Below are 23,901 nucleotides of genomic sequence, written 5' to 3' on the forward strand. Positions count from 1 at the left end.
CTACAACTATGCGTTCACGCGTTTACCTGACTCTGGTTTTGGGTATGTTCATATCGATGGCTTATGCTCAGCCACAGGACACCCTTACCACTGAACAACTCTTGCAGCGAAGAGGCACTTCGTATTCGGCCCTGATTCGCCCTTCGCGCTACCTGGCGTTCGATGTAAATCATGCGGTCGGTGGATTTCGACGCTATCGCTATTTTATTGGTGATGAGCTGCATTTTAAGGCCAGAGGGGAAAAGTATCGGGAAGAACTGTACGATGTTACCGATAGCACGTTCAGCATTCTGATGGCCAATGAAGTGATGAATCGGGATGAACCTGTCACGTTTCGGCTTGATGAAGTACAGGCTATTCTGTTGCATCGCCGGATTCCGTTCATAACGGCTGCGGGTACTCTGTTTCCGATTGCCGGGGGCGTTTATTTGCTGGCTGATGTCGTGAATAACCGAGGCTTTTACAGCAATACCCTGCCTGTAGTGGGCTCGCTGGTGTTGAGTGGGGTATTATTTCACCTGATCAGTAATCCGCACATACGGGTCAACAAAAATCATCGGCTAAAAGTATTGCGGACGTATTGAGCCGTGCAGAAGAAAACCGAATCGACATTCATAACCGGGTAGATGTAAAACGTCCTACTACGTGTCTTTTTGACACAAACAACGGGCATTTGGTTTTCCAAAAAGTGCGTTTACATTTGCCCTATGCCGAACTCAATCGCCACTATTCAAGCTCGCTGGGAACAGCAGTACAGGCTGCATACCGACGCCTATGAGTCTGGGCGTATGTCCTTTATTACGAATCTGTTACCTCAAACGGCCATGCAGTTTTCGGTCTATCAGACCCTCGATATACTGCACAAACGATTGGGAAACGATACCCTACGGCGGGCGTTAAATCCCAACGAAACCATTGACAGTCCTGCCCGAGCCAGTGCCGATGGTTCATGGCTTAAACGGAGCAACATGGTTGGGGTCAATGTGCGCACCATTGGCTCGTTCTGGAAGCTAATCAATTACACCCTGACGCTGTCTGTCAGCCACGATAGTATTCATTTGTTGCCGATCTGGGAACCTGGTGTAGTGGGTAGTCTTTATGGCATGGTAAGCTGGGAAATCAACCCGGAATTTTTCGATGTCGAACTGGCCCGGCTGGTTCCCGCACTCGATTCGGTCGAAAAACAGCTTAAGGTCGTTGTCAATCTGCTTCATGCCATGGGCCGTACGGTAGGGATGGATGTGATTCCACATACCGACCGATTTTCGGAGATGGTGCTGGCCTGCCCGAGCCTGTTTGAGTGGGTACAGCGCGATGTAAAAGGGGGGCATCCCGATACGCTTGCCGACCATTCGGGGTTTATCCATCGTTGTGTAGAAGAATCGATCTGGCAGTTTCTGAAGTTTCATGGTTCTGCCGATGGCTCTCCGCTGGCGTTTGCCAAAGATGCCTTTTTCTCGACCGATCTGGCCATTCTTCTGGACGCCCAACGATTACGAATGCTGTTTGGGTATCCGCACGATTACGGTGGGCGACTTCGGCGCCGACTGGCCCTGATTAAGCATCTGGTTGCGCAGGGCTATGAAACGCTGCCCATGACCATGGCCCCGCCTTATCGGGGCATCCATATTGACCCAAACGATTATGTGATCGACGATTTCGGGCAAACCTGGTACCAGTATGCCTTCGATAAACCCGAAGCGATGTCGCGCGTGTTTGGACCGTTGGCCCGGTATCGGTTTTATGAGTCAAAAGATAACAACCAGCATTGGGAACTGGACTTTGATCAGCCGAACAAACCGGCCTGGGATTACATTTGCCGGAAAGTATACGATTGCCAGCGGACGTACAATTTTGATTTCATGCGGGGCGATATGGCCCATGTGCAGATGCGCCCTACGGGGGTTCCGGCCGAAGTGGATGCCTATTACGACCCACTCCGAGCCATCAAAAAGTATGTGCAGGCAAAGGGGGTGCCTTATTACGGATTCTTTGCCGAAACCTTTCTGGCCCCGCCCGACACGATGGGCTATGGCAACGAACTCGACCATCTGGAAGCCATCGAAGCCGATTCGACCCTGGGCGATCTGCAGTCGATGGTGGTGGGATCAGAAGAATTTAAGGGCAAATTTTCAGCCTATTATACCTACCTGAAAACCCGTCGATTCGCTCCCAATTTTACCGTCATAACGGCCGATAAAGACGACCCACGTTTCGATGAATTTTACCGGACCGGCAATCTGTTTCGCTACTTTACGGCCCTGTTTCTGACCGATATGCCGAGTTATGTAGGGCTGGGTTTTGAAGTACGAAATCGGCATGAGCAACGGGGGGCGAATGAAGAATACAGCAAGCTGTATGTTTTTCAGATTGGCGACGACCGACAAACCGACAAGGTGACGCATGCACCATTCCAATGGGGGCAAAATGTTGACCAATTCGAGGCCATTTTACGGATACGCGACTTTGCCGAACGTATATGGCCAGAGATTGTTGGGAAACAGACCGAATGGCTGGTAGCGCCTGGCGAATCTGACTATATTGCCTGGAAGCCTACCGGGCCGATTGGTGAAGCTACCGCGTCGGACGTATCCACGCCGGACGTGGATACGTCGGGATATGTTTTCGCTGCTTCTATGAAGGGCCCTTTGCCTGACGATATACCTGGGCTGCCTGAAGGTGAAGTGGTTTTTGAGGAAGAAGGCTGTCGGGTCTGGCGAATGACAGACGTTTGATTTATCCACCCATCACGGGTAAATTGCTGAATGTTGTGCTGCTGCTTCGCAATGACAAAAACTACACGGGTTAGCGTTCAAGTTCAGGAAGTTTAAACAACTTCATAAAATTGGACAGCCTGTCAAATGATCTGAAAAAAGTGTTTCGGTACTATCTTCCGTTTGTACAGTGAATTTTCAACTATCATCGACCGCCAGCAATGGCAGCTTCGACCTCATCGACGGTCAGGAAGCAATGGTTACGCATTTTCAATACGAAAACTGGTTTTCCAGTTCAGGCACCGCCAGCTTTAAACAGGATCAGATTACGATTAAGTCGCGAAATTTCTGGCACTCGGCGTTCGATGTGCTGGTCAATGAGGTTGATAAAGGCGACATCGCCTTTAACTGGCAGGGGCATATCCTGATTCGTTTGGAAGAAAAATCGGGTATTACGAAAAACTATCGGCTAAAAAGTAAAGGATTCTGGGACTTTCGGTTTGTGCTTGAAGATGAACAGCATACGGAACTGCTACAACTGATTCCCAAGTTTCGGTGGAACAAACTGGCTTATAATTATGGCGTTGACTTTGCCGAAACCTTTAAGCCGACTACAAACACCGACTTGATCACACTTCTGTTAGCCTGTGGGTATGGTGCCAATCTGTACATGACCATGATGGCGGCCGCAACTTAATTGTTGGCCGGTGAGTTGTACCTTTACTACATGAATCGCAACCTGACCGACGGCTTTAATTTTGCTTCCAAGCTTACGCCCAAACGCGTGGCGAATGCGCTTAAGGTGCTGTCGAGTTATCATATCGCCAGGAAAACGGGCAAGCCAGTTCAGCGGGGCTTACCCATGTCGGTATCTTTTGAACCGACTACGTCCTGTAATCTGCGCTGCCCCGAATGCCCCAGTGGACTGCGTTCATTCACCCGTCCGACGGGTATGCTGGGCGAAGATCTCTACAAACGGACCATCGACGAACTGCACGAAACTCTGCTTTACCTGATCTTCTACTTCCAGGGCGAGCCCTACCTACACCCGCAGTTTCTGGATCTGGTTCGGTATGCCACCGAGCGAAATATCTATACCGCCACCAGCACCAACGCTCATTACCTGACCGATGCCAATGCGCGTAAAACTGTAGAGTCGGGACTGGATCGGCTGATCATTTCCATTGATGGTACTACGCAGGAAGTATATCAGCAATACCGGGTTGGAGGGAAGCTGGAAAAAGTGCTGGAAGGTACAAAGAACATCCTGCGGTGGAAGAAAGAGCTGAAATCACGCACACCACACGTAGTGTTTCAGTTTCTGGTGGTAAAGCCCAACGAACACCAGATTGCCGAAGTTAAAAAGCTAGCCCGCGAACTGGGCGTAGATGAGGTCGGCCTGAAAACGGCTCAGATATACGACTACGAGCAAGGCTCCGACCTAATCCCGACGCTGGATCAATACAGTCGGTATGCCCAACAAACCGATGGTACGTATCGCATCAAAAATGGGTTTGGTGATCACTGCTGGAAGATGTGGCATTCCTGCGTGATTACCTGGGATGGGCTCGTTGTCCCTTGTTGCTTCGATAAGGACGCTCATCATCGGCTTGGTGACCTGCAAGCCCAATCGTTCACCGACCTCTGGCAAGGCCCAGCCTATCAGGATTTTCGCCAGACGTTACTCCGTTCCCGTTCCGAAATCGACATGTGCCGAAACTGCACCGAAGGCACAAAAGTGTGGGCGTAAATTGAAGAGCGAAAGAGTGAATGAGTGAAAGAGCGAATTATCTGCCGGATGGCTTCGCTCTTTCACTCTTTCGCTCTTTATCTAAGATCCTTATAGCTGATCAATTGAATGCCTTTGGCTTTGATCAGGGCTTTTACGCGCGGGCTGGTCCAGGTGTCGGTTACGCCCTGACGGTCGATGGCTACCTGCTCGTACCCGATGTGGTGAATGGCACGTACTTCGGGTGTGTCGAGACCTGGGTGATCGACAAACAGATAGGTTTTGCCCGCTTCCAGACTTTCGAGCATTTTGCTAAAGCTGTCGATTTTCTCCTGCGAAGTGGCGTGTGGCCCAATGTATCCCACATTCTGAACGCCAAAATCTTTGGGAACGATATTGATCTTATACTCTTTGGCCAGTTTCTGGGTTAATGCACTTACTTCTGCGCTCATATCTGAACAGCCCATATGACTGGAAAAATGACTGATTCGGGGGATTTTCTTTAGCGCTAATTCGATCTGGGCACGAAACTCTTTTTCGATGTCGGCCAACTGCCAGTCGTTTTCGACAATCGAGCGTTTGGGGTAGTTTTTATTGGGGCGGACCATCGGATAGAAATACCCATCGGCATCGCGCAGACTTGGGCAATCCGAAACGGGTCGCCATTTGACGTTATCCCACTCGCTGGTGATGGCCAGATGAATGCCTACATCGACCGTTGGATTTTCGGCTAAAAGCTTAACGGCTTCCGGGAACCAGGGCGACGGAACAATAACCTCAATCGACGTTTCGATACCTTCGGTAAAGCACTTAATCAAGGCTTCGTTGCCTGCGTGCGAATAGCCCATGTCGTCGCCCCGAACGATGAGTCGGGGCGGAGCTGTTTGAGCAAAAGCCGCCTGGAGCAACAGGGCGAAAAAGCTGAAATAGAGCAGTTTCATAGCTAGATAAGGGTAAGGTCGTACATGAGTAAGCGTTGCAGAAGTGCAGCCCGAATTATAAAGCAGACTACCCGTTAAATCTTTTCCGCAATGCGCAGTTTGGCGCTGCGTGCCCGTGGATTACGAGCAATTTCGTCGGGTGTGGCTTCGATAGGCTTACGGGTAACGGACCGCAATGGCTTGATTTCATTCCCAAATAGATCTTTCTCTACCTCTCCCTGAAACTTACCCTTATTGATGAAATTCTTCACCAGCCGATCTTCCAGCGAATGATACGACATGACCACTAGCCGCCCACCCGGTTTCAAAATCTCCGGTACCTGTTCCAGAAACTCCTCCAGCACCTGTAGCTCTTCGTTTACCTCGATGCGTAATGCCTGAAAAACCTGTGCAAAATACTTATTCTCTTTTCCGCGTGGGGCAAGCCGTTGCAAAGCGGCTTTCAGGTCATTGACCGTTTTCAAGGGTCGATTTGAGCGGGCCGATACGAGGGTATTGGCCGCCGTACGGGCATTGGTAATCTCACCATACATACCCAGAATGCGATGTAGATCTGCTTCTGAGTACTCATTCACGACCTCACGGGCCGTGCGTTCGGCATGCTGGTTCATCCGCATATCGAGATCGGCATCAAAACGGGTCGAAAACCCCCGTTCGGGCGTGTCGATCTGGTGCGATGAGATACCCAGATCGGCCAGAATCCCATCGACCTGCTCGGACTTGTAAAGCCGCAAATACCGTTTGATATTACGGAAGTTAGCCGCTACAAACGTTAGACGTGAATCGTTCAGCGCCTGGGCATTGGCACGGGCATCTGCATCCTGGTCAAACCCAAACAGGCGCCCCCCTTCGAGTTGCTGTAAAATGGCACGGCTGTGTCCACCGCCACCAAACGTCACGTCGACATAGGTGCCGCCAGGTTGTAAATTCAGCCCATCGATGCAGGCTTGTAATAAAACAGGTTCGTGGTAATTTGTCATTTATAATCCCTGTTTGATCAGGGCTACTAATGTTTCGATTAGTTAGTTAAACGGCTGAGCGGAACAACCGCTCTTAGGTTAATCAGAGGAGTTACCTGAAGAAAGCTGTCGTAAATCTTGTTCATGAAAGGGGAATACCGAACTTCGGCCGAAAGCATTTTCTTATAGCTTATTCCTGCCCCCGTATCGAATAAACCTAAAACGGTGGATAATCCTGTATAAAGCTTAGCCTGAATCGCTTTTTTGCCAAAATAACGCCCAGCGTAGAGCCCAATTTGGTAAACAGTTTCGTCGCCGGTAAACGTAGTCTGGCGGACATTACCCAAGTCAATTAACGCAAAGACATTATGAAATTGCCTTGGGAAAAGAATTTGGACCGTTAGCCCATAGCCAACGGTGCGTTGATACTTCGTTTGCCAGGTAGAGCCAAATCCACCGACGCCAATAATGGGTTTGCTCCATTTTTTTTGTTCCAGGTATATTTTAGAATCTATCCGGCAAAATGTCAGATACGCTTTAAGAAGCTTAATAATGCTGGACTCTGTATACTGAACGGCATCTGTACGTAGCGTTGGACATTCATATAAAAGCTCCCGAAGTTGTTTTCGGTAGGCCGGATCGTTATAGGTGTAAAGCGTAGGGCCTTTAATTAATGGGATCGTGATGTTGTGCAACAGGGCCAGCGAGTCGTACTTGGCGATCACAAATCGAGCCGTAGCACTCGCGTCGAAGAGTCGGTATAGTTTGATCGACTGGCTATCCAGCAACAGCTCGGACAAATAGTAGGTGGAATCGATTCGTTCATAAATGCTTTCACCCACCTTTACCGGGGTCTTTACATAGTAAGGCATTTTTAGGTATAAGCCTTCATAAACAGGACCATCAATGATAGTCAGCCTTTGTATGTCTTGTGCCTGGATGCGCGTATAGGCACTCAGCGAGTCGCGCCCAAACTCAACGTAGCTGGGGCTTTTATCCCAATCATAAAAACGGATAAAGCCCGATGTCGTTTTATCATTTCTATCCGTTAGCGATACTGACCTATTTTGATACTGACCCAATAACGTTCCCGACAAAATACAGGATAAAAGAGTGAAAAGAAAACGCATTTCAATGAATTTGGTGTGAACGTAGCCCGATAACAACTATTTTAGAGGATAACACGTTGCGAGGAATGACAACGTACAAAGCTATCAAACAGGAGCTATCTCACAAATTCTATGAATTACAAAGCGGGTAGAGTTGGAATCATAGTCTGCTTATTTATGTCGTTTGTGACGGTCGGTTTCGGACAGGTTTCTTCCGTCAAACCGGGGCAATATCGGGCTGTGCTTAAAACCAAAGGTGGCGATCTGCCATTTGGGTTGTCGATTCAGCCCGGTTCCGCTGCAAATGCCTACACGGTGTTCGCTCTAAACGGAAACGAACGGCTGCCACTGGACGCGGCTACTGTGCAGGGCGATTCGATCCGTATACCCAATGCCTTGTTTGAGTCGGAACTGGTTGCAAAGATAGATGGGAATACGCTCCGGGGCACGTATCGTCGAAAACGAGTCGGACAGCCTTTGCAAACGTTGCCCTTCGAAGCCGAATATGGAAAGACGTATCGGTTCGTGCCGGAGGGCGAATCGGGAGGGGGGCGGTCGGCATCATCGAACGTTACGGGCAAATGGGCGACCGATTTCGGCAGCGAAACAGGGAAAGTTGATACCGTCAACGCGGTTGGTATTTTTGATCAGAAAGGGAATCAGCTGACGGGTACATTCCTGACTCCTACCGGCGATTATCGGTATCTGGAAGGTAATGTAGTGGGCGATAGTCTGTTTCTGTCCTGCTTCGATGGATCACACGTCTATCTATTTAAAGCAAAACATGATCCGGCTACCAAAACCCTTAAAGGCGGTTTATGGGCTGGTATTTCGGGCTATGAGTCCTGGGTAGCCCGCTTTGATCCCAAAGCAGATTTGCCCGACCCGGCTAAACTGACCTACCTGAAACCTGGCTCAAAGACCCTCAAGGCCACGTTTCCTGAACCGAATGGCAACGTCGTTTCGCTGACAGACCCACGTTTTAAAGGAAAAGTGACCATTGTGCAGATCATGGGTTCGTGGTGCCCCAACTGTATGGACGAGACGAACTTTATGAGCCCCTGGTTCAAAAAGAACAAATCCCGTGGGGTCGAAATCCTGGGGTTGTCGTTTGAACGTTCGCCCGATATGGCCGAGTCGGGGCCAAAAATTGAGCGGATGAAACAACGGTTCAAAATCGATTATCCCATTGTACTGGCCGGAACCAACGATAAGATGCAGGCGTCAAAAGCGTTGCCCGATCTGAATGCGGTTGTGGCTTTCCCGACAACGATCTTCATCGATAAAAAAGGTCAGGTGCGTCATATTCATACCGGTTTCTCCGGCCCCGGTACTGGCAAATACTACGACCAGTACATTGAAGAGTTTAATCGGCTCATCGATAAATTGCTGGCAGAGTAGTTGACGGATTTTATTCGTGGCGTCGTGTAGTCTAGTTTGAAAGACTTCATGACGCCACGAATTCATTAGAAGGCTTTGTTGCTATTTTATAAAATTCGTATGCATGCATACTATTTTTGGTAAAAATTGGTAGATTTACGTCCAGAAGGGATAGGACGACATCGACCATGAAGAAGGAGAAAACCGTTGATTTTCATATAAAATGGGGTTGGCATGCCATTTCGCGCATGTATAACGCCTATGCAGCCCGCTACGACATTACGATGGCGATTGGCTACGTGCTGCTCAACATCGACCTGGAAGAAGGTACGCCCGCTACTAAAATTGGCCCTACGCTCGGTATGGAACCCCGTTCGCTGGTGCGAATGCTGAAAAGTCTGGAAGAACGGGGTTTGATTCGTCGGGAAGTAGACGAAACCGATAAACGGTTTGTCCGAATATTCCTGACCGAGGAGGGCAAAGCCAAACGCGAACTCGCCCGCGATGGGGTAATCCTGTTCAATAATATGGTTCGCGAGAAAATCCCGCTGGATAAACTGGTCATCTTTTTCGAGGTTATGAAAGACATTATCCAGATGGTGGAGGACGAAAATACCCGCATCAAAACAACCGAATCCGAAGAACTTTCGCTGGACTAACATACTGTCAATTAAGGCTGGACGCGTCTGGTTAAGACAGGTTCAGCCTGTTCTATTTGCGTTAAACTAAACCATGGAAGCTACCTTAGAAAAACCCAAATCGGAGGGGTGGTCCCTTCAGACAAAAAATCGTACGATTCGGCGCGTGGCTGTGCTGGGATCTGGTATTATGGGCTCACGCATTGCCGCTCATTTTGCCAATATTGGTGTTGATGTGCTCTTGCTGGATATTGTGCCGAAAGAACCCAGCGAGGCAGAACAGGCCAAAGGATTAACCACCACCAGTCCGGCGGTTCGGAACCGAATTGTGAACGACTCGTTTCAAGCGATGCTGAAGGCAAGTCCCGCTTCGCTGTATAGTCCCAAATTTGCCGACCGGATCAAACTGGGGAATTTCGATGATAACCTGAAAGAAATAGGCGCATACGATTGGGTAATCGAAGTGGTGGTGGAGCGGCTGGATATTAAACGGTCGGTTTACGAGCGCGTTGAGCAGTTTCGGAAACCGGGTACCCTGATTACATCCAACACATCCGGGATTCCGATGCACCTATTGGCCGAAGGACGGAGCGAGGATTTTCGTCGGAATTTCTGTGGTACTCACTTCTTTAATCCGCCCCGGTATCTGCGGTTACTGGAAATCATTCCTGGGCCTGATACCGACCCCGCTGTTGTCGATTTCCTGATGAACTACGGGGATTTATATCTGGGCAAAACAACTGTTTTGTGTAAGGATACGCCCGGTTTTATTGCCAATCGACTCGGTATTCAATCATTGATCCAAACCATTCGGGTAGCCGAAGAACTTGGATTATCGGTTGAAGAAGTGGATAAACTGACTGGTCCGGTGGTGGGCCGTCCAAAGTCGGGAACGTTCCGCCTTTCGGATGTAGTAGGGCTAGACACAACCGTTAACGTAGCCGGCAACCTCGTCAAAATGGAGCACGACGAGTCGAGAGATTCGTTCGAACTGCCCGCATCAGTGAAAAAACTGATGGAAAATAAATGGCTTGGCGACAAAACCGGGCAGGGTTATTACAAGAAAACCAAAGACGAAAAAGGGCAGACGCTGATTCTGGCGCTCGATCTGAAAACATACGAGTACAAGCCCTCGGAAAAGGTCAAATTCGCGACACTCGACAGCACCAAAGCGATTGATAACCTGAAGAATCGCTTTCCGGTACTGATTGCCGGGAAAGACAAAGCAGGCGAATTTTACCGACGTACCTTTGCCGATGGGTTCCGCTATGCGACTTACCGCATTCCCGAAATTTCGGATGAACTCTATCGCATTGATGCCGCCATTACGGCCGGATTTGGCTGGCAAATGGGCTTGTTTGAAACCTGGGATGCCATTGGTGTGAAGAAGGGAGTTGAACTGATCGAATCCTTTGGTCAGAAGCCCGCCCAATGGGTATACGATATGCTCGACGCTGGCTTCGACTCGTTTTACAAGGTAGAAAACGGCAAGCGTAAGTATTACGATATTCCGACAAAAAGCTACAAAGTAATTCCGGGTACCGAAGCGTTCACTATTCTGGAAAACCTCAGTAACAACATTGTCTGGAAAAATGCAGGCGCAAATATCATTGACCTGGGCGATGGCATTCTGAACGTCGAATTCCGCAGCAAGATGAACACGTTTGGCCAGGAGGTTTCTGAAGCCCTGAACAAAGGTATTTCACTGGCCGAGAAAGATTTCCGGGGCCTGGTTGTGGGCAACGATTCGACGGAAGCCTTCTCGGCAGGAGCTAATCTGGCTACGCTGTTCATGTTTGCCGTTGAGCAGGAGTTCGACGAGGTCAATCTGATGATTGCGCAGTTCCAGAAGCTCATTACGCGACTTCGGTATTCATCCATCCCCGTTGTGGTGGCACCTCATACTTTAACCCTGGGCGGTGGCTGCGAAGCCGTATTACACGCCGACCGGGTGGTAGCGCATGCCGAAAGTTACATTGGCTTGGTTGAAGTGGGCGTTGGCCTGATTCCTGCCGGTGGAGGCACCAAAGAAATGGCTGCCCGTGCATCGGATCTGTACCAGACGGGCGATCCAGAGCTAAATATTGTGCAAAATGTGTTCATGAACATCGCAACGGCAAAAGTGTCGACTTCGGCGCAGGAGGCCCGCGAAATGAACTACCTCCGCTCGACGGACCAGATTGTGCTGAACCGAAGTCGTTTGCTTGCCGAAGCCAAACAGGCGGCTATCGAATTGGCTGAGAACGGGTACACCCAACCCAAGCCCCGAACTGATATTAAAGTACAGGGTAAGACAGGGATTGCCTTGTTTAAGGCAGGTATTACAGCCATGCATATGGGACGCTACATTTCGGACCATGACCGAAAAATTGCCGATAAGCTGGCCTATGTTATTTGTGGAGGTGATCTGAGTACGCCACAGGCTGTTTCGGAACAATATCTGCTGGATCTGGAGCGGGAGGCTTTCCTGTCCCTGACGGGTGAAAAGAAAACCCTTGAACGAATTCAGAGTCTGCTGACTGGCGGTAAAGCCCTGCGAAATTAAGGAAATAGTACCTGTTTGCATGCGCGGGTATTGAGCGGTAAACCGGAAAAAAATCGGTCAGCCGTCTCAATATCCGCGTTTTAGTTTGTCTTTTTTCGTAGTCTCTATCAATATCAATCTGATGGAGTAGGCTCTCAATAAGCGGAACAAGCAACAGATTTTAGAAATTATTAGTATACAAATAATATTATATCGTTACTATTAAATAGCCGACAACGTAAATTTTATTGATTAAAACCGGTTACTAAGTATATATTGCAAGTACTTTATGGTAACATAATATTGTATTATATAGGGGTACGATTAAATATATTTTAGGTCACCTACCTTTTAATATATTTTTTAAAAAGCAAGGACTTAAGTATGTGCGTTTTAACGTAACTTTTCAATGGCATTACGCCCTAACCCATAGAGATAATTTATTGTATTATGACTGATCTGATCAGCGACGAGGATATGATTCGTCAGTACCTGTCGAGTCAGCCTAACCACTGTTTTGAGATATTGTATAAACGGTATGTCAACAAGGTCTATAGACGTTGTCTGTCAATGACAAAAGACCCGCTAAAGGCCGAAGATTTTACACACGACATATTTCTGAAAGTATTTAATCGACTTGAGGCTTTTCAGGAGCGGTCGAGTTTCTCAACCTGGTTATACGCTATTTCATTCAACTATTGCTCTGACCAAATCCGATTGGCGAAGCGGATGAGCTTCATTACTGCCGAAGAGGAACTCGATCAGAACATACCCGAATCCGAAGATGTTTCGGCACAGGATGAGGCCATGCAGCTTGTGGGCCGAATCTGGAAAACCCTTTCGACCAAAGAGCGTATGCTGTTGCAACTCAAGTACGAAGAGGAACTGAGTGTACACGACATCGCCAGCCTGTATAGCCTGAATCCAAGTACAGTAAAAATGCGGCTCAAACGAAGCCGGGATAAGATTCAGCAACTCTACGCTAAAGCCTATTACGACTAGTCGGAAAAGCCTAATTCTGGCTGGTTATGACCTGTACAGATCGCAACCAGCCGTGCCTGACTAGTTAGCGTACAAATTCGGTGAACTGATCCAGAGCAGCTGGATTTCGGAGCGTGTCTTTACTGGTTGCCAGAGAAGCATCCATACCCGACAGGATTTTCTTGATGGGCGTTTCCAGCTTTTTACCGCTAATGGTATAAGGGATTTCCCGGATTGAATAGACCTGATCGGGAACGTGACGAGGGCTGAACTGGCTTCGGAGTGTTTGCTTTATCCGCCCCACCAGTTCGTCCGTGAGCGAGTACCCTTCGCGCAGCACGACAAACAAAGGCATAAAATACCGCCCACCCGGCTGCTCCAGCCCAACGATCAAACTGTCGGCGATTTCGGGTAAGTTTTCGACCGCGCTATAAATCTCGCTGGTGCCAATCCGGACACCATCCCGATTGAGGGTCGCGTCGGAGCGGCCATAGATGATCACGCCGTTGTGGCGGGTAATCTGGATGTAGTCGCCATGCCGCCAGATACCCGGATAATCGACAAAATAGCTCTTGCGGTATCGGTCGTTGTTGGGGTCGTTCCAGAAGTAAATGGGCATGGAAGGCATAGGGGCCAGAATAACCATTTCTCCCAGCGATTCCCGAACGGGTTTTGCGTTCTCGTCGAATGCTTCGATATGAGCCCCCAGCATACGGCACTGAATTTCGCCTTCGTATACGGGTAACAGTGGGTTACCACCAACGAACGCACTGCATACATCCGTACCGCCACTGAGCGAGATCAGCCAGACGGTCGGCTTAATGGCTGCGTATATCCAGCGAAAGCCTTCCGGCGGTAAGGGGGAGCCTGTTGACCCGATGGTACGCAAAGCCGACAGTTTGGCAAGTTGCCCCGGTTGGATATCCGCTCGTAGACAGGCCAGATAATAAGCGGCTCCTCCACCAAAGTGATTGACCTGAGCCGTTTCGGCTAGTTTCCATAATACATGAAGATTGGGGTAGCCAGCCGCCCCATCGTAGAGTACCAGTGTAGCACCGACGAGCATCGACCCCATCGCATAATTCCACATCATCCAGCCGGTAGTCGAATACCAGAAATACCGTTCGCCAACACGCACATCCTGATGCAAAGCCAGTGCTTTCATGTGTTCGAGCAGACAGCCGCCCACACTATGGGTAATGGCTTTGGGCTTTCCGGTAGTTCCTGACGAGTACAATATCCAGATGGGGTGCTCGAACGGTACAGGTTCAAACGTCAAGCCATCGGGAGCTGGCGTAGTCAGTACATCCTGCCAGTGGACAAACCTGGCCGTTCGCCCTACTGCAGGGTCGGTCGGTGGAGTCAGCCCGTCGTTTGGGGTTACGGATCGGTAAGAAACCCAGATTACTTCCTGAAGCGAAGGCAGACGGGTGCTAAGGTCACGTATAGCATCCACCTTATCGATGACTTTGCCATTATACTGATACGTGTCGATGGCAATGAGTAGTTTAGGCTGAATTTGCTGGAATCGGTCGACAACGCTATCGGTTCCAAAATCGGGCGAGCAGCTCGACCAGATGGCTCCAATTGAATTGGCTGCCAGGAAGGCCACAACCGCTTCGGGTATGTTGGGCAATACCGCCACCACCCGATCACCCTTTTCTACACCAGCCTGTCGTAAATAAGCCGCTACGGCCATCACCTGACGTTCCAGGGTAGACCAGGAGATGGCCGTTAATGGCTGTTGCTCGGAGGCAAACAGAAGAGCGGGTCGACTGGCTGCCTGGTGAGCGGGTTTGTGCCGGAAAACGTGTTCGGCATAATTGAGTGTAGCCCCACGAAACCATTCTACCCCAATCATATCGGCATCGCTCGGTCGGAAAATTACCTGCTGGTAGGGCGAGTGACTTTGCACGTCAAAAAATTGCCAGATACTCTCCCAGAACGCTTCCAGATCCGTTACCGACCAATCCCAGAGATCGGCATAATCACGAAAGTAGAGGCCTTTTTTAATGAAAAGCCAGTCCATGTAGCGTTTCATCAGGGTTTGTTCAACGGTCCGTCGATCGGGCGTATATAGCGGTTTTTCGGTAGGTGAGGGCATTGGTGGTAGGGAGTCGTTAGTCGTTTTTGTATCCGTCGTCAGTTGATAGCGGTATCGTCAAATCGGCAACCAATAACTATCGACTAACGACTGACCACTCCTCTGGATTGTTTTTTCAATAAAATGCGTTTCGGAAAAAGAAGTTTTACGGGGTTATCCTGAAAAAACCTAAATTTGTAACCCATTTTTTACTTGCCTAGAACAGTACACTGAAAATCAGTGTTGCTTATCTATATAAACAGGCGATTTACTGTATTTTTCCATGAATCAGGATTCAGAAAAGAACGACCGGGGTGCCCGACAAAACCGTGATGGTAGTCGTTCGATGGGCCGTCGGGACGATGCCCCACGTTTCAACCGTAGCCAGGATGGCGATCGGCCACGCTTTAGCCGAACGAATGACCGGCAGGACGATAGACAGGATAAGCCGCGTTTCAGCCGGGACCGTAGCCAAAAACCAACCTCGCGGGATGATGACCGGGGCAGTCGGAATGACAGCCGGTTTTCCGATCGGCGTCGGGATGAACGGCCAGCCCGTTTTGACCGCGATGAGAAACCTCGCTTTGATCGGGGACGTCGGGATGATTTTGACGACCGTCGGCCTCGTTTTGATCGTGACTCCGAACGGCCAGCCAGAGGCCCTCGTGACGACAAACGGTTTAGCCCCAAACGGTCGGGAGATACAGGAAATCGTCGGTTTGATGAGCGGGACGAGAATCGGCGTGGCTCCGCTCGTTTTGAACGCAATAATGACCGTTTTGGCAACGAACGTCGGTTTCGTGACGAATCGGATGAGCGGCCTCGCTTCCGCCGTGACTCGGAAGAAGATCGCCCCCGGTTTGACCGCACTACACGCGGAGACCGGAATGACGCGCGCTCCGGCCCGCGCAACGATCGATTTGGTAATGATGATCGGCCACGCACCAATCGGTTCGCGAAAGACAACGATCGGCCAGAGCGCCCGGCTCGTTTCGATCGGGATGATAAACCCCGATTTAAACGGACAGATGACTTTAACCGCGCTGATACCGACCGGCCTAAAAATCGATTCGATGCTGGTGAGCAACGGGGCAGGGGCCGACGTTCCGGCAATGATGAGGATGCAACGTCTCGTTTTACGGGTCAGCAGCGCAAAGAATCCAGTGATCGACGCACCGGAAAATACACCCAGGCACCAAACTATGATCGGGAGCTTGGTCGTGAAGCAGCCTCCTTTCGTCAGAAATCGTCGGACGATCGGCGTGGAAAGCCGAAAGGAAGTGACGAAAGGCCCAAGCGCGGCAGTTCAGAAGAACAGCAGGATAGGCCTGGCCTGACCCGGCTTAATCGGTACATTGCGAACTCGGGGGTTTGCTCACGTCGGGAGGCCGATGAACTCATTGCCCGGGGCGATATTTCGGTGAATGGCAAGGTCGTGACCGAGATGGGCTATAAAGTGAAAGAAGGCGATACGGTAAAGTATGGTACTAAAGTCCTGAATCCTGAGCGGTTCGTTTATGTATTGCTCAACAAGCCGAAGGACTACATCACAACTACCGAGGATCCTGAAGATCGGCGAACGGTGATGGAACTGGTGGCCGATGCCGGAAATTTTCGCATTTATCCCGTTGGTCGGCTGGACCGTAACACAACAGGGTTGCTGTTGCTGACCAACGATGGCGAACTGGCCGATAAACTGACGCATCCATCGAACAATATTCGTAAAATCTATCAGGTTGAGATTGATAAACCAGTAACCGAGGAGCATTTCGAGGCTATCCGAAATGGAATCGAACTTGAAGATGGACCTATCAAACCGGATGCATTGAGTATCATAACCCCCGATGCTCAGGTTGTTGGTATCGAAATCCACTCAGGTCGGAACCGGATTGTCCGCCGAATTTTCGAACACTTTGGTTATCAGGTTACTAAGCTCGACCGTACAACCTATGCCGGATTGACCAAGAAAGACCTGCCCCGTGGCAAATGGCGCTTCCTGGAACCCAAAGAGGTTGTAAAGTTGAAATACTTTAATTAATGATTGAATGATAGAATTGTTGAATGATTGAATAGGGGTTGCGCCAGCCATTCAATCATTTACTATTTATGAATCACCTTTTCCCGTATATCGAGCGGACGTTGCTGCACCCTGGAGTGACGATCAATGAGCAGTATGAAGTGCTCGATGAGGTGATTCAGTTGGGTATGGCGGGCATGACTGTGGCACCGTTTTGGGTGAAAAAAATTCGGCGGGAACTGGGCGATAATCATCCGGCTATTCTATCGACGGTGATTGGCTATCCATTCGGATACCAGCGTACCGAAGCCAAGCAAACCGAAATTGACTGGGCTCTGAAGGATGGCGCCACCGAAATCGAAGTGGTTTTGAATACCTCGGCTTTATTTTCGCCCACCTCAGTCTGGCTCAAGATTGAACTGGCCAAGCTTGTGGCTATGGTTCACGCCCAGGAGAAATTCTTCACCGTTATTCTCGAATCGACCCTGCTGGATGCCGAGCAGTGTCGGAAAATGGTCAAACTCGCGGCCGATGTAGGGGCTGACTTTATAAAAAACGCAACGGGAGCTTTCCAAACCGATTTTTCTATGGAATCGGCATTGCAGTTTCGTCGGGAAGTTCCTCAGTTGGTAGGCGTTAAAGTAGTAGCTGATGGCGCTTCAGAAGGCCAACTGGAAGCGTTGGTTGCCGCTGGCGTAGAGCGGCTCTCAATCGGACGAATGCTGATGTGAAGAAATGGAGGGATATTTTGGTTTAAAGTAGTGTTTTTCTATTTTGCGTCTACTTAAACCATTTCTATCTATGCGTTACCGATCTTTATTCTTCACCTATAGTAAGCAACTATTCAAAAGAAATAACTTCTTCAATATTGGCCTAATAGATCATTCTGCCAATCTATTGCCCCCGCTCCACTCTTTCCTAACTCTGAAACACCTGATTACTCTCCTAAGTATCATCATGTCTGTTTCTGTACGGGGGCAGACTAACTTTATTGGTGCGCCAAATTCTACATCACTTGGAGCCTATAATGTTCTAATAGGGCTTCGAGTTGGGCAGGCTATGGCCTCAAACGGCTGGTATAATACTTTTGTTGGCTACCAAACAGGCCAGAATAATACAGAGGGGTCATCTAATACCATAATTGGCAGCCAAGCTGGGCAATCCAATACGACTGGAGGTTCAAATGTGTTCGTGGGAAATGCAGCAGGTATTAACAACACAACGGCATATAGTAACGTATTTGTCGGCACATGGGCTGGCTTTAGCAATCAAACAGGCCCCCGCAATACATACCTAGGTTACTACACAGGTTATAGTAATGTAGTTGGCTCCGATAACTTGTTTGTCGGTTATGAAGCAGGAAAATATTCGACTGGCATCAACAATGTATTTTTAGGGTCGTATTCAGGCAATAGTAGTACATCTGGTAGCAATAATAATTTTATAGGTTATAATTCCGGGAAAAGTAATACATCAGGGAATGATAATATTTTTTTGGGAAGTGGTGCAGGCACGCAAAACACTACAGGCTATAATAATATTTTTGTTGGAACGGGGACTGGATCAGGCAATATAAGTGGTAATCATAATGTATTTGTTGGATTTCTTTCTGGGCCTTCTAATAGTAGTGGACAATTTAATGTGTTTTTAGGTCCTTATACAGGCTCATTTAACTCACTAGGTAAGGGTAATATTTTCTCAGGAGCATACTCAGGTTACAATAATACTACTGGAAGTAATAATATCTTTTCGGGCTATTTGGCTGGCAATGACAACACTACTGGCTATAGTAATATTTTCTTGGGTGTAATGAGTGGTATCCGTAATAAAACAGGCCACAATAATGTAGCTGTTGGTGATTCGGCAGGTTATAACTCTACTAGTTCTAATAATGTATTTGTTGGTAGTAAAGCCGGTTTTTATAATACAATCGGCACAAATAACATCATTGTTGGCCCATCCTCAGGGACAACCGTAACAACCGGAAGCGACAACGTTATAATCGGCTATAACAGTCAGGCGGTTGATGGCCTCCAAAATGCCATCGCCATTGGTGCCAATAGCCAGGTAGCGACTAGTAATTCAATGATCCTAGGCAATGGGGTCAACGTGGGTATTGGAACATCAGCACCAACAACCCGGCTTGAAGTGGTCAGCGAAAAGCCAGACAACAGCGGCCTTCGACTAACTAATTTGACTAGTCAGAGCAAAACCAGCCAGTTTTCGGACCAATTCCTAACTGTAGATGAAAAAGGTGAGGTCATGAAGGCGCGGTACCAACTCAGGGTCTCTGACCCATCAGAATGGAGCGATAAAGTATTTAATTCGGGCTATTTGCTCCGAGCCCTTCCGGTCGTGGAAAGCTATATCCAGCAGAACGGGCACCTGCCGGATGTGCCCTCAGCGGTGGAGGTAGCCAATAAAGGGGTGGACTTGGTGAAAATGAATGCGCTACTACTCCAGAAGATCGAAGAACTGACTCTGTATAGTATTCAGCAGGATAAAAAGAATCAGCAATTAGAAAAACTTATCGAGAAACAGCAAGCACAGATCGATCAGTTGATAAAGAAGATTGAAAAATAATCGTAGCTGATAGCGGCTGTCGATCGGGCGAATGTTGATGTAAACACATGAAGGAATGTTTGGTGAAAACGTGCTAATTCTCTAGTTTGCATGTGCCATAACCATTTCCTTTTATGCGTTATCTATACCTTCTCTTCCTGGTTGTTTGTCCTGCACTGCTGTTTGCCCAGCAAACGGCCTATCAATTATTTGAAGTCGATTCTGTAGCTGAGCCACGGGGTGGACAGGCTTATTTAAATCTTTTCCTACAGACCAATCTACGAAAACCCATACAGGCCGAAGCCCTGGGTGTTGGCGGCCGGGTGATGCTGACGGGCGTTGCCGAAACTGACGGCAGCGTGTCAGGCATAAAGGTATTAACGAGTCTCCGACCCGACTGTGATCGGGAAGCCATACGGGTATTTAGCCTGTTTAAAGCCTGGAAACCAGCCAGCAAAGGTGGTAAGCCCGTTCGACAGATTGTTAATATTCCTATCATGTTTAAGGCAAATGAGCCGTTTATATACGTAAATGGGAATCGCATCAGCTACTTTGATAGTGCGGATAAGCTGACAAAGGATAGCACCCAGGCGACTTTTCGGCAGGTAATTCCGCTTGATACAAATGGCTTGCCTTCCGATGATATCGTCCTGTACAGACTAAAGGGGAAAAGCTGGAAAGTCGAGCGTCAATTACCATTTGTCAGGAAAAACGAGCCGGGGAGTAGAGCAAAACTGAGAACGTATCAGATTGGTTACCAGGATGCTGAACATTTATGGCAGGGTATGGCCTATACGTTGACCAGCGATGGGCAACTTCTTGACCAGACGTATTATGAGCACGGCCGACCGAAAGGCCCCCGCATCACCTACCATCCGAATGGTCTGGTAGCGGAGAAAAGTGACGAAGTCGATACCAAACGAATGATAACGGCCTGGTATGCCACTGGACAAATCAAACTCATACGGACGGTCGATGTAGCTCAACCAATAGTTGTCAGAAATCCAGTGCTGGTATCGGCCTATTGGGATAGCACAGGTAATCAACAGGTTAAAGATGGCAACGGTCGGGCTGTATTCAGAGAAACCGTTCGTTCTTACGCCGACACGACCAAACAGACAACGTTTATTGAGCAGGGCGTCTACCAGGATCGGGTGAAACAGGGCGTCTGGACGGGCCGTTATGAGGATGGCTCGTATTTCTACGAAGAAATCTATGACAAAGGGGTTTGCCAGAAAGGAAAGGCCCGGACCATTGGAAAGGATACGGTACAGTATACGGTTCCAGAACAATTGCCTGAGTTTAAGGGGGGGATGCCTGCGCTCGGCCAATTTTTGAGTCAGAACTTACACTATCCGCCCGCTGCCCAGCGAGCCAAAGTGCAGGGCCGGGTATTCATCAGCTTTGTCATTAATAAAGAAGGCGAGGTAGAGGATGTGGAGGTACTAAAAGGGATTGGTTTCGGAACGGATGAAGAAGCCGTTCGCGTGGTAAAAGCATCGAGTGGGCGATGGGTACCAGGGGCCCAGCGCGGGCAAAAAATTAAAGTAAAATACAATCTGCCTATCAATTTTTCGCTTCAGTAAGTCAGGGTATTCCGGGCAATCGTCTGCGGAACAGGTTCTGGTAAACTAGTCGGTCTTGAAACAAAATACAGGCGTAGGGATTTATAAAAGGGGCGTTAGTGCTTACCCAACTGATTGCTCGACGTAAACGAAACAAGCTATGCAACAAGACCAGAATTTAGATAATGTACGGTTGGACATCGAGGCCGTAGGATTTACATTGACCGACGACCTTCGGGTTTCTGTACTGGATGCGCTGTCGAAACTTCAGCGTTTTTACAAGGGCGATGTCATTACGGCCGATGTGTATTTAAAAGTGGAGCCTAACCAACGAAGCAACGAGAAGCATGTTGGCATCAAATACGGTGTACCCGGCAACGATGTATATGCCGACGAATCGGGCGATAACTGGTATGCGTTGATCCACAGCGTAGTCAGTAAGTTACAACGGCAACTGGAGAAACGCTTCGGCAACCACACGAATGCCAACCGGGCTAACCTCGACGAAATTGACCCGGCTAGTTTAGTTTGATTCTAGGTGTGTATACGCGTCATCGCCCGGCTTTTAAGTAAAGGCCGGGCGATGGTATGATTAAGGAAGTCAATTGGTCGCTGGTAAAGTAATGGCTTGATTCGAGACGGTGTATTTGGTGGAAAAGTATCAATTGCTTACTTTTCGTCTACTTATGCTGACTTCCTTTATGCGTTATCTATCCTTGTTCTTCCTGATTTTAGTTCCTTCCTGGGTAGTTGCCCAGCCTCAAATCTATCAATCTTTTGAAGTCGATAGTGCAGCGCAGCCGCGTGGAGGCATAGGGGCCTTTAACACATTTCTAACGGCAAATCTACGAAAGCCTATAATGGCACAGGTGTCTGGTGTAGGTGGAGTTGTTGTCCTTACAGGTGTAGTGGGATTAAATGGTTATATATCGGATGTACAGGTTACGAAAAAACTACGACCAGATTGCGATCGCGAAGCCATACGAGTTTTCAAACTTTATAATGCCTGGAAACCCGCCAGAAAGCAAGGGGAAATTGTTTACCAACGAGTAAGTATGCCGATTATATTCAAGCCAAACGCACCCTTAGCGTATGTAAATGGTAAATTCATTACCTACCAGGATGCGGACCTTAATGTGCTTCCTGATAGTAACGAGCGAGTGAGGTTCAAGGAAGTTAATCCGCTAGATACTAATGGTATTCCTTCTGGCGATCTTGTCCTGTACAAATTAGTTAATTCGAAATGGGAGGAGTATGCCCGCGATTCACTGGTATATAAACGAAACGAACAACCTGGTTTGTCGGGTGAACCCACCTACACGATTGGGCATCAGCAGGCATTGTTGAAATTAAATGGCTTCATATGTACTGTAGATGCTACGGGAAAGTTGCTGACTGAAACCAATTATAGGATTGGGAAATTAGCAGGACCCCAGATCACGTATCATCCAAACGGAGCTGTGGCTAAACGGCATGATTACGGCAATGATAAACAAATGATTTTGTCCTGGTATGCTAATGGGCAGATTCAGCAAGTTCAGGAACGCTTTATAGGAGATGTTCTTGAATCGTCAGAAATAGATAAAGTAACTGCTTTTTGGGATAGTTCAGGGCGACAGTTAGTCAAAAATGGGACTGGATGGGCACAATATCATCAAAGTGTGAAATCGTATACCGATAAAAATCGTGAAACATTACTTGTAGAGCAGGGACACTATAAAGACCAACTTAAACAAGGTACGTGGACGGGTCTTTATGCAGATGGTTCCTATTTCTACGAAGAAAACTATGATAAAGGCGTTTTAATAGCTGGAAAATCCTGTATTGCTAGGCAGGATACTGTCCCCTATGAACTGGAAGATCGCCATCCCATATTCTCTGGAGGGATGCCAGCTCTTAAGCAGTTTTTAGACAAGCATCTTTTCTATCCAATCAGTGCACAAAAAGATAGAGTCAGTGGTCAAGTAGTGGTGAGTTTTGCCGTTTGCACAGATGGCACCCTGTGTGACTATGCTGTTACACAAAGTATTCGGGCTGATTTGGATCGTGAAGCTCTGCACGTTGTAAAAAAGATGAGCGGTCGCTGGATACCTGGTATACAACGAGGAAAGAAGGTCCAGGTAAAGTATTACTTGCCGATTAATTTCAACCTAGATTGACTTCGCGTAAGAAGTTTCGGTAAAACCCGTGATCTGTTTGTAAATTTGCCGGATAACCTCCGCGCACATGTCGCTCAAGCAAGGTTTTTAAATCAGGCTATTCGGAAAGCCTTTGTTTTTTAGGTGGTTGCGCGTATTTTTTTTCGCTTTATATCTCTTCGCCTACAATTCTTCCTATATTGGATTAAATCGCCTGCAAAAATAAACCGCAAGTCTTACCTGTTTCGGAGTGAATGAATTATAAAAGTGTATAAAACGATCTAAGAGTATGTTGGGAAATCATCTTTGGCAATAAGTCTCGATTCGTTGTAACATGATCTGGCTATTGGCCAGATACAGCCAACTGACCGAAGAAGATGCTGTATGCTCATAGTCTTTGACGATTCTCCGAAAATAGTTCGTCCAGGCAATGCTTCGTTCCACTACCCATCGTTTGGCCACCGGTACAAAACCTTGGGCTGATTCAGGCCGCGACGCTTTCTCAAAATCGATACTCCAACGGTCAAGCTCTTGAGCAAACACGCCGTTGTAGGCTTGATC

At 48.3% G+C, this 23,901-nt stretch carries 18 protein-coding genes and 1 pseudogene; 14 read left to right on the forward strand and 5 right to left on the reverse strand.

Annotation, left to right across the window (positions count from 1 at the left end):
- Positions 1-8: 8 nt before the first annotated feature.
- The 4 genes from B153_RS0126720 (at position 9) to B153_RS0126735 (ending at position 4,464) form a co-directional block, all read left to right on the forward strand.
- Complete coding sequence (locus B153_RS0126720; RefSeq protein ID WP_020599823.1) at positions 9-584, forward strand: hypothetical protein; 576 nt, start codon at positions 9-11, stop codon at positions 582-584.
- Positions 585-707: 123 nt separating this feature from the next.
- Positions 708-2,735 carry an alpha-amylase family protein gene (locus tag B153_RS0126725; RefSeq protein WP_020599824.1) on the forward strand — a complete coding sequence of 676 codons (2,028 nt, stop codon included), beginning with the start codon at positions 708-710 and terminating at the stop codon, positions 2,733-2,735.
- A gap of 169 nt (positions 2,736-2,904) precedes the next feature.
- Complete coding sequence (locus B153_RS0126730) at positions 2,905-3,411, forward strand: hypothetical protein (protein WP_020599825.1); 507 nt, start codon at positions 2,905-2,907, stop codon at positions 3,409-3,411.
- A gap of 30 nt (positions 3,412-3,441) precedes the next feature.
- On the forward strand, positions 3,442-4,464 hold the full coding sequence (locus B153_RS0126735; RefSeq protein WP_026262480.1) for an SPASM domain-containing protein: 1,023 nt from the start codon (positions 3,442-3,444) through the stop codon (positions 4,462-4,464).
- A 77-nt stretch (positions 4,465-4,541) separates the two neighbouring features.
- Here the strand turns inward: B153_RS0126735 and B153_RS0126740 are convergent, their stop codons facing one another.
- The 3 genes from B153_RS0126740 to B153_RS0126750 all read right to left on the reverse strand — a co-directional run bounded on the left by B153_RS0126740 (position 4,542) and on the right by B153_RS0126750 (position 7,473).
- The gene (locus B153_RS0126740; RefSeq protein WP_020599827.1) at positions 4,542-5,384 is read right to left on the reverse strand and encodes a polysaccharide deacetylase family protein; all 843 of its coding nucleotides are present in this window, start codon (positions 5,382-5,384) and stop codon (positions 4,542-4,544) included.
- Between the two features lie 74 nt (positions 5,385-5,458).
- The gene (gene rsmH / locus B153_RS0126745; protein ID WP_020599828.1) at positions 5,459-6,364 is read right to left on the reverse strand and encodes a 16S rRNA (cytosine(1402)-N(4))-methyltransferase RsmH; all 906 of its coding nucleotides are present in this window, start codon (positions 6,362-6,364) and stop codon (positions 5,459-5,461) included.
- Positions 6,365-6,402: 38 nt separating this feature from the next.
- On the reverse strand, positions 6,403-7,473 hold the full coding sequence (locus tag B153_RS0126750) for a hypothetical protein (protein ID WP_026262481.1): 1,071 nt from the start codon (positions 7,471-7,473) through the stop codon (positions 6,403-6,405).
- Positions 7,474-7,629: 156 nt separating this feature from the next.
- On the opposite strand from B153_RS0126750, the gene B153_RS0126755 reads away from it, so the two are divergent.
- The 4 genes from B153_RS0126755 (at position 7,630) to B153_RS0126775 (ending at position 12,996) form a co-directional block, all read left to right on the forward strand.
- Positions 7,630-8,853 carry a peroxiredoxin family protein gene (locus tag B153_RS0126755; protein ID WP_020599830.1) on the forward strand — a complete coding sequence of 408 codons (1,224 nt, stop codon included), beginning with the start codon at positions 7,630-7,632 and terminating at the stop codon, positions 8,851-8,853.
- A gap of 167 nt (positions 8,854-9,020) precedes the next feature.
- Positions 9,021-9,491 carry a MarR family winged helix-turn-helix transcriptional regulator gene (locus B153_RS0126765; protein WP_020599832.1) on the forward strand — a complete coding sequence of 157 codons (471 nt, stop codon included), beginning with the start codon at positions 9,021-9,023 and terminating at the stop codon, positions 9,489-9,491.
- A 73-nt stretch (positions 9,492-9,564) separates the two neighbouring features.
- Positions 9,565-12,015 (forward strand): 3-hydroxyacyl-CoA dehydrogenase/enoyl-CoA hydratase family protein, encoded by a 2,451-nt coding sequence (locus B153_RS0126770; protein ID WP_020599833.1) that lies wholly within the window; start codon positions 9,565-9,567, stop codon positions 12,013-12,015.
- A gap of 429 nt (positions 12,016-12,444) precedes the next feature.
- Positions 12,445-12,996 (forward strand): RNA polymerase sigma factor, encoded by a 552-nt coding sequence (locus B153_RS0126775; RefSeq protein ID WP_020599834.1) that lies wholly within the window; start codon positions 12,445-12,447, stop codon positions 12,994-12,996.
- A 64-nt stretch (positions 12,997-13,060) separates the two neighbouring features.
- Here B153_RS0126775 and B153_RS0126780 read toward each other — a convergent pair whose 3' ends face one another.
- On the reverse strand, positions 13,061-15,079 hold the full coding sequence (locus tag B153_RS0126780; protein WP_020599835.1) for an acetoacetate--CoA ligase: 2,019 nt from the start codon (positions 15,077-15,079) through the stop codon (positions 13,061-13,063).
- 262 nt (positions 15,080-15,341) lie between these two features.
- Between B153_RS0126780 and B153_RS0126785 the strand changes: the two genes are divergently transcribed.
- The 6 genes from B153_RS0126785 to B153_RS0126810 all read left to right on the forward strand — a co-directional run bounded on the left by B153_RS0126785 (position 15,342) and on the right by B153_RS0126810 (position 23,361).
- Positions 15,342-17,096: a pseudouridine synthase gene (locus B153_RS0126785; protein WP_020599836.1), complete on the forward strand. Its 1,755-nt coding sequence runs from the start codon at positions 15,342-15,344 to the stop codon at positions 17,094-17,096.
- A gap of 68 nt (positions 17,097-17,164) precedes the next feature.
- A complete protein-coding gene (locus tag B153_RS0126790) occupies positions 17,165-17,806 on the forward strand; it encodes a deoxyribose-phosphate aldolase (RefSeq protein ID WP_020599837.1) in 642 nt (213 codons plus the stop codon).
- 226 nt (positions 17,807-18,032) lie between these two features.
- Positions 18,033-19,658: a hypothetical protein gene (locus B153_RS0126795; protein ID WP_040762147.1), complete on the forward strand. Its 1,626-nt coding sequence runs from the start codon at positions 18,033-18,035 to the stop codon at positions 19,656-19,658.
- A 113-nt stretch (positions 19,659-19,771) separates the two neighbouring features.
- The gene (locus tag B153_RS0126800; protein WP_020599839.1) at positions 19,772-21,223 is read left to right on the forward strand and encodes an energy transducer TonB; all 1,452 of its coding nucleotides are present in this window, start codon (positions 19,772-19,774) and stop codon (positions 21,221-21,223) included.
- A 139-nt stretch (positions 21,224-21,362) separates the two neighbouring features.
- A complete protein-coding gene (gene hpf / locus B153_RS0126805) occupies positions 21,363-21,734 on the forward strand; it encodes a ribosome hibernation-promoting factor, HPF/YfiA family (RefSeq protein WP_020599840.1) in 372 nt (123 codons plus the stop codon).
- 169 nt (positions 21,735-21,903) lie between these two features.
- Positions 21,904-23,361 (forward strand): TonB family protein, encoded by a 1,458-nt coding sequence (locus B153_RS0126810; protein WP_026262484.1) that lies wholly within the window; start codon positions 21,904-21,906, stop codon positions 23,359-23,361.
- Positions 23,362-23,640: 279 nt separating this feature from the next.
- Here B153_RS0126810 and B153_RS0126815 read toward each other — a convergent pair.
- Positions 23,641-23,901, reverse strand: a pseudogene (locus tag B153_RS0126815) (IS5 family transposase); the annotation flags it as partial.

This window comes from Spirosoma panaciterrae DSM 21099 (genome assembly GCF_000374025.1).
GTDB lineage: Bacteria > Bacteroidota > Bacteroidia > Cytophagales > Spirosomataceae > Spirosoma > Spirosoma panaciterrae.